The organism is bacterium, assembly GCA_022616075.1.
Classification (GTDB): domain Bacteria; phylum Acidobacteriota; class HRBIN11; order JAKEFK01; family JAKEFK01; genus JAKEFK01.
Genome location: JAKEFK010000133.1, coordinates 1 through 13,446, shown reverse-complemented (window position 1 = coordinate 13,446; position 13,446 = coordinate 1). Strand labels below are relative to the sequence as shown.

Annotated in this window: 11 protein-coding genes; 9 read left to right on the top strand and 2 right to left on the bottom strand. The window is 48.1% G+C overall.

What is annotated here, in order from left to right:
• Positions 1–103 precede the first annotated feature (103 nt).
• The 9 genes from L0156_10790 (at position 104) to L0156_10750 (ending at position 10,780) form a co-directional block, all read left to right on the top strand.
• On the top strand, positions 104–1,714 hold the full coding sequence (locus tag L0156_10790) for a S41 family peptidase (protein ID MCI0603484.1): 1,611 nt from the start codon (positions 104–106) through the stop codon (positions 1,712–1,714).
• A gap of 6 nt (positions 1,715–1,720) precedes the next feature.
• Positions 1,721–2,980, top strand: coding sequence for a FecR domain-containing protein (locus tag L0156_10785; GenBank protein ID MCI0603483.1), 1,260 nt, complete (start codon positions 1,721–1,723; stop codon positions 2,978–2,980).
• Positions 2,981–3,072: 92 nt separating this feature from the next.
• Entirely contained in the window at positions 3,073–4,101 is a 1,029-nt protein-coding gene (locus L0156_10780) for a sensor domain-containing diguanylate cyclase (GenBank protein ID MCI0603482.1), read from the top strand.
• A gap of 94 nt (positions 4,102–4,195) precedes the next feature.
• Entirely contained in the window at positions 4,196–5,218 is a 1,023-nt protein-coding gene (locus L0156_10775; protein ID MCI0603481.1) for a rod shape-determining protein, read from the top strand.
• A 79-nt stretch (positions 5,219–5,297) separates the two neighbouring features.
• Positions 5,298–6,134, top strand: a complete 837-nt coding sequence (mreC, locus tag L0156_10770; protein ID MCI0603480.1) for a rod shape-determining protein MreC — start codon at positions 5,298–5,300, stop codon at positions 6,132–6,134.
• A complete protein-coding gene (gene mreD / locus L0156_10765) occupies positions 6,131–6,610 on the top strand; it encodes a rod shape-determining protein MreD (GenBank protein ID MCI0603479.1) in 480 nt (159 codons plus the stop codon). Before mreC ends, mreD begins: the two co-directional genes overlap by 4 nt.
• Positions 6,610–8,514, top strand: coding sequence for a penicillin-binding protein 2 (mrdA, locus tag L0156_10760; GenBank protein MCI0603478.1), 1,905 nt, complete (start codon positions 6,610–6,612; stop codon positions 8,512–8,514). Before mreD ends, mrdA begins: the two co-directional genes overlap by 1 nt.
• A complete protein-coding gene (rodA, locus tag L0156_10755) occupies positions 8,514–9,605 on the top strand; it encodes a rod shape-determining protein RodA (protein MCI0603477.1) in 1,092 nt (363 codons plus the stop codon). The genes mrdA and rodA overlap by 1 nt, the downstream gene beginning before the upstream one ends.
• Positions 9,602–10,780, top strand: coding sequence for a saccharopine dehydrogenase NADP-binding domain-containing protein (locus L0156_10750; protein MCI0603476.1), 1,179 nt, complete (start codon positions 9,602–9,604; stop codon positions 10,778–10,780). The genes rodA and L0156_10750 overlap by 4 nt, the downstream gene beginning before the upstream one ends.
• Before the next feature lie 160 nt (positions 10,781–10,940).
• On the opposite strand, the gene L0156_10745 is transcribed toward L0156_10750, so the two are convergent.
• Positions 10,941–11,315: a hypothetical protein gene (locus L0156_10745; GenBank protein ID MCI0603475.1), complete on the bottom strand. Its 375-nt coding sequence runs from the start codon at positions 11,313–11,315 to the stop codon at positions 10,941–10,943.
• A 12-nt stretch (positions 11,316–11,327) separates the two neighbouring features.
• Positions 11,328–12,737 (bottom strand): hypothetical protein, encoded by a 1,410-nt coding sequence (locus tag L0156_10740; protein ID MCI0603474.1) that lies wholly within the window; start codon positions 12,735–12,737, stop codon positions 11,328–11,330.
• Positions 12,738–13,446: the final 709 nt, after the last annotated feature.

Sequence of the window (13,446 nt, the reverse complement as noted above, 5' to 3'; positions counted from 1 at the left end):
GGGGCCTCAATAGTTGTCGCAAGTAACTGACCTGTTTTCGTTTACAAACCCTACACGTTTGACTATTATTAAATATCAGGTTTCAACTGGAGGTTTCTCGTCCATGCGCAATCATCTTTTCATCGTTGGCGTTGTTGTTGTACTGGTCAGCTCCACTCTCGGAGGAGTGGTGGGTGGTAAAGTCCTGTCCAATGAAAAACTTGTTACTGAACACATGAAGCACTTTACTGCTTTGCTTGCAGTGGTGGAGGACAGCTACGTCGACAAAATTCCTACTCAGAAAGTTGTTTCGGGAGCAATCAATGGTTTGCTCAATTCGCTCGATCCTCATTCCAACTTCCTGGATGAAGAGGCGTACGCTTCCCTGCAAGAAGAGCAACACGGGTCATTTTACGGACTTGGCATAAGCATCCAGAGTATCAACGGACTTCTCACAGTGATCTCTCCTATTGAAGGAACACCTGCATACAAAGCCGGTTTGCGCGCGGGCGATATCATTTCAGAGATAGAAGGGGAACCGACCAAAGGTCATCCAACAACTGTGTTGTTGAAAAAATTGCGCGGGCCTAAAGGCACAAAAGTCACAATCACAATCGAACGCGAAGGTTGGGAGAAACCGATTCAGATGACTCTTGTGCGGGATGAGATTCCTGTAAATTCCGTCAGCTATGCATTCATGATCCGGCCCGGAACAGGTTACATCCGCATCAAAAATTTTACGGAAACAACAACCGATGAACTGGAAGATTCTTTGAAAAAACTCAAAGAACATGGGATGAAGGAAATCATCATCGACCTGCGTTTTAACACCGGCGGACTTCTGGATCAGGCGATCGATGTGTCTGACATTTTTCTGGAAAAGGGAGCGGTCGTGGTTTCCACGAAAGGGCGCATCTCGGAAGCAAATACTACTTATCGTTGCTCCAACAATAATGGATTTGAAGATTTGCCGCTGGTCGTACTCGTAAACCGCAGCAGCGCCAGCGCATCGGAAATCGTTGCCGGCGCGATTCAGGATCATGACCGGGGCGTAATTGTGGGAACAACAACCTGGGGCAAAGGTCTCGTTCAAAGCGTCTACAGACTCGGTTCCAACACTGCTCTTGCTTTAACAACGGCGCGTTATTACACACCGAGCGGACGTTTAATCCAGCGCGACTATTCCCGCTCTTTTTATGATTACTACTACACAGATCTGGGTGTCGATGAAGATCCTCAAAACCGCGAGAAAGCCTACACAGATACCGGCCGTGAAGTTTTCGGCGGTGGCGGTATTACTCCTGATGTGAAAATGGAGCAAAGAACCGCAAGCAAATTTATGGACCTCCTGAACAGCGAGTACGTATTCTTCAATTTCGCCAAACGATTCGCCGCATCCGATGAACGCAAAGTTCAGTCCGAGCTATCACCAATGACTTCCAAACTAAAAGTCATAGACCGGACTTTCCAGGTTGATGAAAAAATTCTTGATGAATTCCGTGAACATCTACGGAATACAAAAATTCAATTTACGGAACAGGACCTCCAGGACAATCTTCCTGCCATCAAAAATCAAATTCGTCAAGAAATTTTTGCTACTCTTTGGGGTTCCGAAGAGGGCTACAAAATTGCATCGAATCAGGATAAGCAGATCCAAACAGCCCTTGAAGTTTTCCCCAAAGCAGAGGCTCTTATCAAGATGAGGAAACAAAAAACAGCCAGACTTCAACCTTAGTTTCTTATGGCGAAACAGGTCAAACGGCCGGGGATGTTCGAAATCGAGTGGACCACTGTCTCGATTCGAACCCTGACGATGATTTTTTTCGCGATTAGTGCAGGCATTTTTTTCACCATCTGGTGGTTCTGGCTTCGCCACACGAACGTTCCCTACAGTGCGCCTCTTGTTCTGGAAGAGTCCGCCGCGCGGTTCATGGACTATGAAGGAAAAGTCGAGGTAAAACCCAAAGACGAATATGTCTGGAAAGAGGCCAGTTTCAAGATGGATCTTCACGAAGGGGACAGGATTCGGACTGCTCCCGATTCCTCAGCCAAAATCAAGTTCGACGATGGCACGGAAATCACGATTCAGACCGATTCCATCGTGGTGATCAGCAAGAAAATGACAAGCAACGAACGGGATAGTAATGCTCCTCTGGCTGTTGTAGAAAATGGTGAAAGCGATATCAATGCCGAAAAATCCGCGTCTCCTCCTTCCGTATCAACTTCCAGAATTCCACGGTTCAAACTGTCTCCAGGATCTACGGGTTCTGTTCGGGCCGATAATTCGACCGGCGAACATATCACCACTGTCGAAAAAGGTATCGGTGTTGTCACGGATACAACGGGCCGCACAACTCAGTTGACCACATTGGAACAATTGACGATCGAAAGAGATGACACTGCTACAAAGGTCAAGTTGCCTTTCACACCTCCCTTGATGTCCCCTCCCAAAGGACAGCTCTTTGAATTTTTGAACGAGCAAGAAATGCGGGTCGAGTTGAAATGGAGAGATGTTTCGAATGCCGTTCGGTATCACGTTCAGATTTCTGAAAGTCCTTTGTTTGGAAGAATCAGCGCGGAAAACGCCAATCTGACAAAAAGTACGATCGCGATCAAAATCCCCAAAAGTCACAAAAAGCAGTATTTCTGGAGGGTTCGCAGCATAGATACCGAGCGAAATCATAGCCCCTGGAGCGATCCATTCCAGTTTGTTGTTTATACACCGACCCCCAATGCCAAATTAACAGACTCGCTGGATAAGTCGCCTCCGCTTTTGAAAATCACTTATATGCATCCGTTCTTGCCATATATACAGGTCGAAGGATCCACAGAGGCGGATGCCTTCTTGACCTTAAATGGCCAGATCATCGACGTAAAAGAGGATGGAACGTTCGTTTATACTTATACGTTGCAGACATCTGGGTGGAATGAACTAAATTTTGTGGCAGAAGATCCTTCCGGAAATAAAACCACAGTTACTAAAAAAGTAGAATACAGGTAAAACGCCAAGGCGCCAAGAACGCCAAGGGGTAATAGAGTTCTTATTTTTGGAACTTGGCGAGCTTGGCGTCTTGGCGGTTAATATTTCACAGCATGAAGACGGCAAAACAGTCAGCGACCCGCTACAGCATCTTGATGCGGATCATTCAGGCAGCGAATGACAAACTGGATCCCAAAAATGTTATCGGCACAATCATGGACAGCATCAAGAAAATCATTCCCTGTGAAGCCTGGTCCATTCTTTTGATGAATTCGAATCAAAACGAATTGGTCTTCGAAGGGGCCCGCGGAGCTGCTGCCAAACGTCTGGCTTATGCCAAACTGAAAGTTGGAGAGGGGATTGCAGGATGGGTTGCCCTGCATGGAGAGTCTGTAATTGTGAATGACGTTACTCAGGACAGGCGTTTTAACTCGAGTTTTGATAAAGCGAGCAATTTTAAAACGCGGTCGGTTCTTTGCGTGCCGTTAATCAGCAGGGGGCAACTCATCGGGGTTGTGGAACTGATCAATCGCAAATCCGGCAGTTACCGTTTTACGCGCCGGGACTTAAATATGTTGACTACACTCCTGGGGCCGATTGCCGTATCTCTGCACAATGCTCTTCTTTTTCAGGAGACAGAAAAGCTTTCAATTACTGACGACCTTACAAAACTTTTCAATACCCGGTATATTCATTCAAGATTGGCAAAAATGATCGATGAACGGAAGGCAACACGTGAACAGTTCAGCCTCATTTTTCTGGATCTGGACGGTTTTAAGTCGGTCAATGATAGTTATGGACACCTGGTGGGAGCAAAAACTCTCGTGGAAATCGGGAAAACTATTTTTAATGCTGTGGGAAAGCGTGACGAGGTAGCACGCTATGGTGGCGATGAATTCGTGGTGCTGATGCCAAAAGCGGGAGCACTGGAAGCGCGCGAAATGGCGGAACGGATTCGCAATGCGATCGTATCTCACAATTTTGAAGCGATGCTGCCTTCGTATATCAGACTCTCCGCAAGTTTTGGAATCGCTGTTTTTCCCGATCATGCGGAAACTCTGACTGAACTGATTCAAAAAGCGGACAGCGCAATGTATGCAGTGAAATACACAGGCAAAAACGCCGTTCAATTGGCCCGATGAAAATTTTAACGCAGAGACGCGGAGACGCAGAGTTAAAAAAAAGAATGATCTTTTCTCTGCGCCTCTGCGTTAAAAAACAGGAGACGTAATGGGTATAGGCTCTATATTTAGGTTTTTTTCAAGCGATCTTGCGATTGATCTGGGAACAGCGAACACTCTGGTTCTCGCGAAAAATAAAGGAGTTGTGGTCTACGAACCTTCTATTGTTGCTTTGAATAAATTGACGGGCAAAGTGGAAGCTGTCGGTAAAGAAGCCAAGGAGATGCTGGGAAGAACACCGGGAAATATCGTTGCCATTAGACCAATGAAAGATGGCGTCATTGCTGATTTTGAGAGCACAGAAAGGATGCTGGATTATTTCATCAAAAAAGCGCACAACAGAAACATGTGGGTGCGTCCTCGCATCGTAATCGGCGTTCCCTCAGAGATTACGCAGGTGGAGAAAAGGGCGGTTCGTGATGCCGCCTATCGCGCCAGGGCGACAGAAGTTTATCTCGTGGAGGAAGCAATGGCTGCGGCCATCGGCGCGGGCTTACCGATCACCGAGCCGAGTGGAAACATGATTGTGGATATCGGTGGAGGAACAACGGATGTTGCCGTAATCTCACTCGCCGGCATCGTGTACAGCAGGTCCGTGCGCGTTGCAGGCAATGAGATGGATGAAGCCATCATTCAGTACATTAAGAAGAAATACAATCTATTGATTGGAGAACGCACGGCGGAGCAAGTAAAGATGGAACTGGGCTCCGCCTTCCCGCTGGAAGAAGAATTGTCCATGGAGATCAAAGGCCGGAACTTGATGGAAGGCGTACCCAAGACAATTGTTATCAGTGATGGGGAAATTCGGGAAGCCCTGGGTGACACGGTCGCGACCATTGTGAATACGGTTCATGAGGCGCTTGAAAAAACTCCACCGGAACTTTCAGCGGATATTCTGGACCGCGGTATCGTTTTGACCGGAGGAGGCGCTCTGTTAAAGAAACTGGATGTGAGGTTGCGCGAGGAAACCGGACTGCCGGTTACGATTGCTGAACAGCCATTGTACTCGGTGGTGCTGGGCGCCGGAAAACTTCTGGACAACATTGATTTGTTGCGCCGCACTTCGCTAAAAAGTTAGTGCCACAGTAATGAGTAATGAGCAATGAGAAATCCGTAGGTGGTCTCATCACTCATTGCTCATGACTCATCACTGAATTATGAATGAACTCGAAAAAGCGCCGCGAAGATCCTTCCCGATTTTTGTAGGAATCATGATTCTATTGCTGGGGATCATGTCATACCAGGTTGCGGATCCACTAACAGGACGTAGCGTCCTTGCAACTCTTGGTTACAGGATATTTTCCCCGGTGCAAACTGCGCTCTCCGGTCTTACGAATATTGTAGCAGGCGGAATCAGGAACTATTTCCTGTTGACTCGGACGAGCAAAGAAAATGCAAGATTGCTGAAAGAGGTTTCTGAGCTAAAAATCCAGAACCGCATGGCACATGAAATCCAGCAGGAAAATCAACGACTGCGCAAAATGCTGGAACTACGGGAAAGACTTCCCTATCTGTTGATTCCCGGGGAAGTGGTCGCGCGCGACTCCAAAGCCGCGCAATCCAGAACATTGATGATCAATCGCGGAACGCGTCACGGTATCACCTCCGAAATGCCCGTAGTGACTCCGGAAGGGATTGTGGGGATGACGATTTTTGTAGACGTACTGTCGGCGAAGGTCCTCATGATTACAGATACGTCCGCCTCGATTGGCGCCATGCTGGAAAAGGGAAGAGTTGCGGGAATCTTGAGCGGCGATGGACAAAATTCTTGCATTTTGAAGTTCCTTCCTATTAACGTTCAGGTAAAAAAAGGAGATCTGGTGGTAACATCGGGACAGGAAGGAATTTTTCCGGAAGGTCTGGCGGTGGGACGAGTTTTTCAGGAAGTAAAGGAATCCACGCTTTATCGCAGTTTTGAAGTAGTTCCTTTTCCAAATTTTACTTCGGTCAATGAAGTTCTGTTCATGAAACAAGCAAAAAGTGGTCCGCAGTGAGATCGTTACGAACTCTTATTGCCATTGCTCTGATATTGCTTGTGCAAACGATGGTTTTGGGACGTTTTGAAAGATTGCAAGCGATCGACTTATTTCTTTTGTTTAATGTTTATTATGCTTTGAACTTTTCGCCGTTAAGCTGTATTGCGGTAAGCGTTACCAGTGGATTGATACAGGATGCGTTTACCGGCGGGATCATCGGAATGAATGCCTTTTCAAAAACAATCGTCGCGTATTCGATCGCGGTTCTCAGCTCACGGCTCATGATCAAACACCCCTTTATCCTGATGATGCTTGTTGCTGTTTCCACGGGAGTGGACCTGCTTACGATAAACATGCTGAACCGGCTCTTTAGTCTTCCTCAAATGGTGCTCTCTTACCAGGTTTTTCTGACAGCGACCATCTTAAATATGCTGGTTGGGCTTCTTGGATTCCACATTGCTGATCGCATTCGCACAAGGATGGAGTACGCATAATGTTTGGTGAACCGATCGACAGGGATTTGATCAACCGCCGAATTAATCTCATTGCTGGAGTCGTCCTGTGCGTTTTCTTGATGCTCCTGGGCAGTTTCTGGTACATGCAGATCATCAAGGGACCCTATTACGAACAGCTCGCAGGTGAGAATCTATACAAAGAGGATCCGATTCCTGCTCCGCGCGGACTCATTGTAGACCGCAATAAAAAAATCCTTGCTGAAAACCGGCTCAGTCACAATCTTTTTATTACTCCGCGTCTGTCACGAAATCTGACAAGTACGATCGAGTTCTTATCAACAGTATTGGCCACGCCGCAGCAGGACCTTTACCGCATCATAAAAAAGGAAGGGCCGCTTCATTCTTCGAGTCCGATCATGCTGTATCAGGATATGACTTTACCTCAGCTTGCCTATATTTCTGCGCGAAAGATCGAGTATCCCGAAATTGATATTCATCATGAACAGAAGCGCAGCTATCTTTATGGTCCGCTCTTTTCGCACGTCATCGGCTACGTTGGAGAATTAACCGAGGATCAAGAAAGGGCAAAGGATTTTCCTGAAGCAAAGCGCCGGGATATCGTGGGTCAATCAGGCCTGGAACGGCAATACAATCGTCCCTTAATGGGACGCGCGGGAATGGAGCGAAAAGTAGTGAATAGCTACGGCGCAGTGCTGAAAGAATTTCCTCCTATTCGGGATGAACCGGTGCCGGGGAAAGTGCTCAGGCTGGGCATTGACTACAACATGCAGAAAGCAACTGAAGACATTTTCAAGGAAGGAAACCGTTACGGCGCCGTTGTAGCCATGGATATCAAGACCGGTGACATCCTGGTGTTGTACAACAAACCACTTTTTGATCCTAATGATTTCATTCCGAAGATCGCTCCGGCAAAATGGAAAGAGCTCATCAGCGATCCACAACATCCTCTTCAGAATCGAGTTATTCAAAACAAGTTTTCACCCGGGTCGACCTTCAAGCTTGTGATGGCGTTGGCCGCGCTGCAAGAAAAAAAGATAACCCCGGAAACGACTTTCGGTTGTGGCGGAGCGCAGTTCATTTATAACAGAACCTTCCGCTGTTGGAAGCCGGGTGGGCACGGTAGCGTAAGTCTCTACCGCGCCATCATGCAATCCTGCGATGTCTATTTTTACAATGTAGGAATGCGATTGGATATAGATGTAATTGCAAAGTATGCGCGATTGCTTGGACTCGGGTCTTTGACCAACATCGATCTTCCCAATGAGGTAAAAGGTCTGGTTCCGGACCGTGAATGGAAGCGCCGGACAACCAATGACAAATGGTATCCTGGGGAAACCATTTCTGTTGCAATCGGACAAGGGCCGATTCTGGCTACCACTCTTCAAATGGCTTCGCTATATGCAACCATCGCAACCGATGGAAACATCATTCAACCGCACGTTGTGAGCTCCGTTCTTGATATGAGCGGAAAGACTCTGGAAAAGTCCCGTTCACGCAAAGAAAAAGTGGAAGGAATTGACCGTGAGAATTTTGAGCTCGTCAAAAAAGCTCTCTGGGGCGTTGTGAATGATCATGGAACCGGAGGAAGAGCGCGCGTCGATGGCTATGACGTGTGCGGCAAAACCGGCACCGTTCAGGTGGTCGGTTACGATCGTGGAAAAGGACTTTCCGAAAAGCAAAAAGAAAAATATGGTGATCACGCCTGGTTTATTTCCTTTGCTCCAGTGACCGATCCGCAAGTAGCCGTGGCGGTATTCGTCGAGCATGGAGGGCATGGTTCCGATGCAGCCGCTCCGGTGGCAAAAAAGATTTTTGAAACATATTTTGCCGACCGAAAAATACCCCCCTTTTCACAACCGAAGTTGAAAGTTGTTGCTAAAACTCCGGCTCCCGCTCCAGTGGAAGAGACGCTGATAGAGTAATGGCTGATACCCGCATCTACCGTCAATTTGACCCGGTCATGTTTTTTAGCATGCTTTCCCTGATCGGCATGGGCGTGCTCATGATTTACAGCGCAACTTTTCAAAGCGCAAGCCAGGACCTCTATATTCGTCAATTGCAGTGGTGCGCTGTGGCACTCGTTTTGTTTTTTATTCTTTTGAACATTGATTATCACGTCCTGGCAGATTCTTCATTGCCTATTTATGTAGGCTCACTCGTTTTCCTCGTTGCAGTTTTATTTTTTGGAAAAAGAATTTCCGGCGCAAAAAGCTGGTTTTCGCTTGGCTACTTTAATTTTCAGCCATCGGAAATTGCAAAGATAGCGACGATCCTGTTTCTGGCAAAGTACCTGAGCGACGAAACCCGAATGTTCCTTGTTTTGAGGGATTTCTTGCTTGCAGGATTGATAGTTCTGGTTCCCATGTTTTTGATTATTTTGCAGCCTGATATGGGGACGACCATCACCTTTATTCCGCCTTTGATTCTGCTGATGTTTTTGGCGGGAATGCGATACAAATGGATCCTGGGGGCCATTTTAGCGGGAATTGCTTCTTTGCCGGTTTTCTGGCTGTTTCTAAAACCTTATCAGAAGGACCGCATCTTAACCTTTGTAGATCCTTCGAAAGATCCTCTGGGCGCTGGATATCAGATCATCCAATCCAAGATCGCTGTGGGATCGGGACGCATTTTTGGAAAAGGATTATTTTCAAAAGAAACGCAGGCTTATCTGGACTACATTCCTGAGAAACATACTGATTTTGTATTTTCGGTGCTTGCGGAAGATTTTGGTTTGATCGGTGTGGTTGTAACACTTGCGATCTACTTTATTTTATTAATGCGCGTTTTATCCACAGCCAGGCAGGCGCGCGACCGAGTTGGTGTATTCATTGTGATGGGATTTTTTGCAATTTTCTTTTTCCATTTTGTTGTTAATGTCGGCATGATTGTCGGGTTAATGCCTATCACAGGTTTGCCGCTTCCACTAATGAGTTACGGCGGGTCTTCTTTACTCAGTACGATTGGCGCCATGGCAATAATTATGAACGTGCGCATGCGGCGGTTCGTCAATTGAAATTCCAGTATGCTGTGATTGGAGCCGGGAGGCAGGGGACAGCAGCGGCTTACGATCTTGCAAAGAACGGTGAAGCGCGGCGTGTTATTCTGGCCGATGCGAATTTGCAGACGGCTCTTACTTCAGCGGCGCGCGTAAACAAATTGCTGGCGAACAGGTGCGTTGAAGGCGCAACTCTGGATGTGCGCGATCGCCCAAAGGTAATCGAATTCCTACGCGATGTCGATTCTGTGGTAAGCGCTGTGCCCTACTATTTCAACCTGGATCTTGCGCGCTGCGCAGTGGAGTCACGCACTCCGATGTGCGATCTGGGGGGAAACACGGAGATCGTTTTTCAGGAACTGGAATTGAACGATGCGGCGAAGTCCGCAGGAATTACTCTGGTCCCTGACTGTGGGATGGTTCCCGGGCTCGGGACTTCCGTCTGCATGTACGCGATGAGTTTGATTGAGGAACCGGAGGAAGTTTATCTGTGGGATGGGGGACTGCCTCAGCATCCGGAAGAACCATGGAAATACATTCTCACCTTCCATTTTGAAGGTCTCGTGAATGAATATTTCGGGACGACCGAGTTCTTGCGTGATGGGAAATTGATCACCGTTGACAGTTTTCAGGAATACGAAACGGTCCTGTTTCCGGAGCCGGTCGGTGAATTGGAAGCGTTCACGACAGCAGGTGGCACTTCAACTGCGCCACGAACCTTTCTTGGGAAACTGAAGGTCTATCAAAACAAAACCTTGCGTTACAAAGGCCACTTCGCGCAGTGGAAGACTCTGCATGATGCCGGACTCCTGGACGATGATCCGGTGAATGTGAACGGAACACAGATCCGCCCGCGGGATTTGCTTGCGGCAGTACTTGATCCAAAAATCCGGGCTAAAGCAGGCGACAAGGATGTCTGCATCATCCGGGCGCTTTGCTCCGGAAAAAAGGATGGCAAAAGAGCGCGCGCAACGGTTGATCTTTTTGATTACTATGATGAAAGCACGCGATTTACGGCCATGGAAAGAACAACCGGCTGGCATGCAGCGATTGTGGCCGGCATGTTGGCCCGAGGGGAAATTGCAAAGGGAGCAGTTCCCGTTGAATTGGCTGCGACGGGTCACGAAATCATGAATGCTTGCCGCGATCGAGGTATGAAAATCAATGAAATCATTACCTCAGGCGCATCCTAGTCTTCTGTAACAGATGAACGTTTACTGACTCCTCCCCCTTATTAAGGGGGAGGCTGTGAGGGGGTTGTTTTTCATATGAGAGAAGAGAAGACAATCCCCCTCTACCCCCCTTTATAAGGGGGGGAATCATTCTAGAACCTTGTGTTACACATCGTAGTTCCTACAAATTCTCTTCCGCGGGCAACATTATTATGAGTGCGGCTTGTTGCAAGATGCGTTCGAGATGCGATATGAATGCCTTGTTTTGAGCAGGATCCTTCAACCAGGGTTCCGCTGCCTGCAATAAGTTCTGCAAGGAATGAGAATTGAGCGACGTGATTGTATTCCGAAGGCTTTGCAAAGCGGCTTCCTCTTTTTTCAATTGCTCTACTGCATTCCGAAATTGATCCAGATCGATACCTTCTTCCCGAAGCTGATAAGCAAGAGCAAGCGAATATGTTCCATTTATCCCATCGCGTAAAGTTCCATCCTTCGCCAGGAACCCTTCCTGAAGATAAGATGACGGTGAAATGCCGAGAAGCTCTTGCAATTCCATTGGATCACCTCCTTATTGTTGAGGCACGTAAATATCTGACAGACGTCCCGTATCGGTCCCTGGAAATGTTGTGCGGCCGCTGGCCAATTCGGCTTGTGAGTACCACCTGCTGCTACCGGTCCAGGGATCTGTGATGAAGAAATCACGGTTATTTCCAGTGCCTCGCACGTCCGTTGCCAGGACGAAATGAGCGCTGGTTGAGGACCATTCTACACGCATGGGGACATCGGTTCCTGCGCGCAAGTTTTCTGCCATCTGATCAAGAGCAGCCCTCCTCGCGGAATCAGAATTACCTACGGTCCTGTTTACATAATTCTGACCGGTATACGGGGAAACCTGAGTATTCAAAACATTATCAATCGCCATTCCACGGCCACCGGATTCGCCGCGAAGGACGGCAACTCCTCCGCCTCGCTCAAGTTGTATCTGCTGTTGAGTAATGACCATTGCGGGATTTCGATGAGCGGACATAGCGTAGATTGGATCTGCTTCAGCTCGCGCGATTTGTGCCGTCGTAGGCGCACAAGAATTACGAAACACCTGCTGTAAGCCACCGCCGCTTCCCTGAATGTCCGTGAATGTTGTTCGTCTCAAAAGCTCGTTCCGGTTCTGACCCCGCATCATATCGCTGAATTGTTCGATTTCCTGAATGTAACTGGAGGTAGGTGGCAACGGACCAGTCGGATTATAGGGACCACTGTCCGTTTCCATCAATCGGCCGGTTCGCGCGCCGAGCGATTTCAAAATCAGAGCGCGCTCGTAATGGGGATCGCCTCCTGGAATCGGCTGACCATTTCTTGTAGCCGCACGATCCAGTGTTTGCTGCAAACGGGCGTGATGCTCCTCCGGCATCAAGGTCAAAGCGACTGCAGTATTTAAAGCTTGCTGATGGCTCATCACACCTTCGAGACCGTTCCGAGTTTGAGAGCGCGGTTCAGCAACAGCGCGAGTCAAAGTATGAACCATGCTATCGGATATTCGACTGGGATATCGATCTTGTTGTTCACGAACATCCAGATATGTTCTCAGTGCGCGATCGGAATTTGGCGTGCCGAAAACATTCTGATTGATGAATCTCATTTCTGCAGCGCGCGTTTCGGGAGTCATACTGTTCAAGCGCGTTTCCAAACGCTGAACTTCTTGTTGATTCAGTCCGGCATTTCTTGCGGATCTTAAGATTCCACCTGTATCGGCTCCAGGTGGTGTCGAGCCTTGCAACTGAGCTTGACGCGCGACTCCTTCGATTCCATGTTCCGTTCTACGCTGTGCTGCATCGCGATCCGAAATTCTTGGTTCTGGTGAACCAGGTCCAGCGCCGGTAGCAGCGCTCTGATTCTGCTGCGTTTGTGCGGAACCAGTATTGTTTACAGATTGTGTTGAGGGGGGCGGAACGGACCCGCCAACGGATTTGATGTCGCCCACGGTGCACCTCCCAAAATATCAAAATGCTCCGGGAACTCAGTCTCCTCTATTTTTTACTTATGCTTTTCAAAGGATTGTATCATAAGAGCTGTGTTCTTATGGTTTCTGTGTTATCAAAAAGCTACAATAGCCGGTAATTATGAAGGATTTCGAAGACACAAACCCTCCGATTCCCAGGATAATCGGATGCAGAGATGCAAACTCAGGTTGTGACGACATAAGTACTTCCGGACTTTGCATCATTATCGTCGATGACCCGCCGAACTCAGATTTGTACGTCAGGTTATTCGTTCCGATTTATACTGCTCCTCTCGAATGTCCCGGATCCGTCTGTTGGGTTAAAACGCGGGCGCGTTCCAAAAATCGGAGTGAAACTCTATCTATCCGATCAAATGAAGAGTTCCCTGGAACGCTGGCTCAGCCATCCTGAGCGGTCCAAATCCTAACGAAGTCGCCGGCTAAGGTAGATGAGCGCCAGCCTCCAGGCTGGCATAAAGGACCGCCGGCATTCTGCCGGCAGCCCCTCTAGGACACTATCTTTGCTTTTGCGGGGCGAGTCGCCCGCACCACTTCCCTTTGTCTTGCGCTAGAATAGATGAGTTATGCGTGAAATCGTTGTAAACGCAACCAACTACGAGACTCGCGTCGCGATCCTGGAGGATGAACGGCTCGTCGAAATCTACATAGAACGGAGCAGTCATCGGAGCAT

Bases quoted from the DNA above. Each gene is read 5' to 3' on its own strand.
- L0156_10790 (MCI0603484.1), top strand. From the start codon at position 104: ATGCGCAATCATCTTTTCATCGTTGGCGTTGTTGTTGTACTGGTCAGC.
- L0156_10785 (MCI0603483.1), top strand. From the start codon at position 1,721: ATGGCGAAACAGGTCAAACGGCCGGGGATGTTCGAAATCGAGTGGACC.
- L0156_10780 (MCI0603482.1), top strand. From the start codon at position 3,073: ATGAAGACGGCAAAACAGTCAGCGACCCGCTACAGCATCTTGATGCGG.
- mreC (MCI0603480.1), top strand. From the start codon at position 5,298: ATGAATGAACTCGAAAAAGCGCCGCGAAGATCCTTCCCGATTTTTGTA.
- mrdA (MCI0603478.1), top strand. From the start codon at position 6,610: ATGTTTGGTGAACCGATCGACAGGGATTTGATCAACCGCCGAATTAAT.
- rodA (MCI0603477.1), top strand. From the start codon at position 8,514: ATGGCTGATACCCGCATCTACCGTCAATTTGACCCGGTCATGTTTTTT.
- L0156_10745 (MCI0603475.1), bottom strand. From the start codon at position 11,315: ATGGAATTGCAAGAGCTTCTCGGCATTTCACCGTCATCTTATCTTCAG.